The 1,455-nt window shown below is 70.3% G+C and carries 2 protein-coding genes; both read right to left on the bottom strand.

What is annotated here, in order from left to right:
* The coding region (locus tag CA983_RS43600; protein WP_086606107.1) for a diiron oxygenase at positions 1 to 1,040 on the bottom strand (1,040 nt) is incomplete at its 3' end.
* Between the two features lie 37 nt (positions 1,041 to 1,077).
* Entirely contained in the window at positions 1,078 to 1,359 is a 282-nt protein-coding gene (locus CA983_RS43595; RefSeq protein ID WP_158101945.1) for a PqqD family protein, read from the bottom strand.
* Positions 1,360 to 1,455 lie beyond the last annotated feature (96 nt).

Below are 1,455 nucleotides of genomic sequence, written 5' to 3'. Positions count from 1 at the left end.
GAGATCGTCCGCTTGGCCGTCGCCCGGGTGTGCGCCGCCCGGGTGTGCGCGGCCACGGTCCGCTCGTCGTACACCTCGGCGAGGACCTGTTCGGCGTCGTCGCGCGTGAGCCCGTAGCCCAGCAGCTCGGCGCGTACGGCGTCGGTGTCGGGCTGCAGGAAGGCCGCGATCAGGGCCGCCTCCCGCCGGGCCATGGGGTCGAGGGCGGCCCACAGGTAGCGCAGGAAGGCGGCGAAGTACACATGGTGGCGCCCCTCGTCCGCGGCGTGGTCGCGGATCGTCTCCCGCACGGCCGGCACGATCTCGCTGTCGACCGGCAGCTCGGCGAGACTGGCCGATATCAGCGTCTCCGAGACGGTTACGAAGAGCAGTTCGGCCAGGGCCCGGGTCTGCGGCGGCAGCTCCTGCTGGATCTCCTCCAGCCGCCTCAGGAAGTAGGGCTGGTCCGGCAGCACCGGGGCGATACCGGTGGTGTCACGGACCTGGCGCATCAAGTCCACCGAGAAGAGGGCGTGGTAGGCCTCGTCGCAGTAGATCTTGTAGGCGTCGAAGCGCATCTCCTCGGGAAGTCCGACGCCGACGCTGCCCTGCGCGATGCCGAGCGCGGTGCGATTCACCACCAGCGTCTCCAGCTTGGCGGTGAAGTCCAGGTAGCGGTAGAGGTGCTGGACCAGCACCGCGTCGAACAGCTCGGGGCGCAGATGGGCGATGAGCGGGTGGCGCGCGACCGGCACCAGATCGGGGGAGAAGTAGCGGGAGGCGTCGGAGGACGGCGCACTCAGCTCACGCCGGGGCGCCCGGCGGACGGTCGCCCGCTCCGACCAGCGGGCGAAGGGGGAGCTGTATGAGACGTCGGCCTGCTCCCCGTCATTCCGGGCCCCAGGTGCGGGGCCGGATGCGGGCTCGGAACCGGCGAGGAGCTCGGAACCGGCGACGGGTTCCGAACCGGCGACGGACGCGGCGCCGGCCGGGGCGAGTGCCTTGCGGGGGCAGTAGGCCAGGGCGGAGCACCCCACGAAGAGCCCGACAATCCCGCACATCGCATGGTTCCCAATCGTTGGTGAAGGTGGTGGAAGGTCAGGCGCTCGGCAGGTCCAGAACCTTGCACTCGGCGAGCTGGCCGATCAGATCCAGGGCGTCCGTGACCGCCTCGTCGACGTCGATCCCGTACTCCTCGGCGAGCAGGGCCCCGATACCGGCCACGGAGCGCTCCCCGTCCACGCAGGCCAGGATGAAGGCCGCGGAGTCGGACAACTCCATGGCGTTGGGCCCGACGGCGATGAGCGTCTTGTCACGGAACCTGCGGAAGCGTGCCTGTAGGCCGAGCTGGGGAACGACGTCGGCCGCTGAGGTGGTCATGGACATTCAGATCTCCACCCTCATGGAAAGGAGCTTGCACAGGGACATCACGTCCCGGACCCACGTGGCCGGGTCGTCCGGGGCCGGGTCGTCCGG

The organism is Streptomyces swartbergensis (assembly GCF_002148965.1).
Taxonomy (GTDB): domain Bacteria; phylum Actinomycetota; class Actinomycetes; order Streptomycetales; family Streptomycetaceae; genus Streptomyces; species Streptomyces swartbergensis.
The sequence above is the reverse complement of the archived record's forward strand: the minus strand, read 5'-3'. Positions and strand labels throughout refer to the sequence as shown.

Excerpts from the sequence above, each read along its gene's own strand:
- CA983_RS43595 (WP_158101945.1), bottom strand. The coding sequence starts at position 1,359 with ATGACCACCTCAGCGGCCGACGTCGTTCCCCAGCTCGGCCTACAGGCA.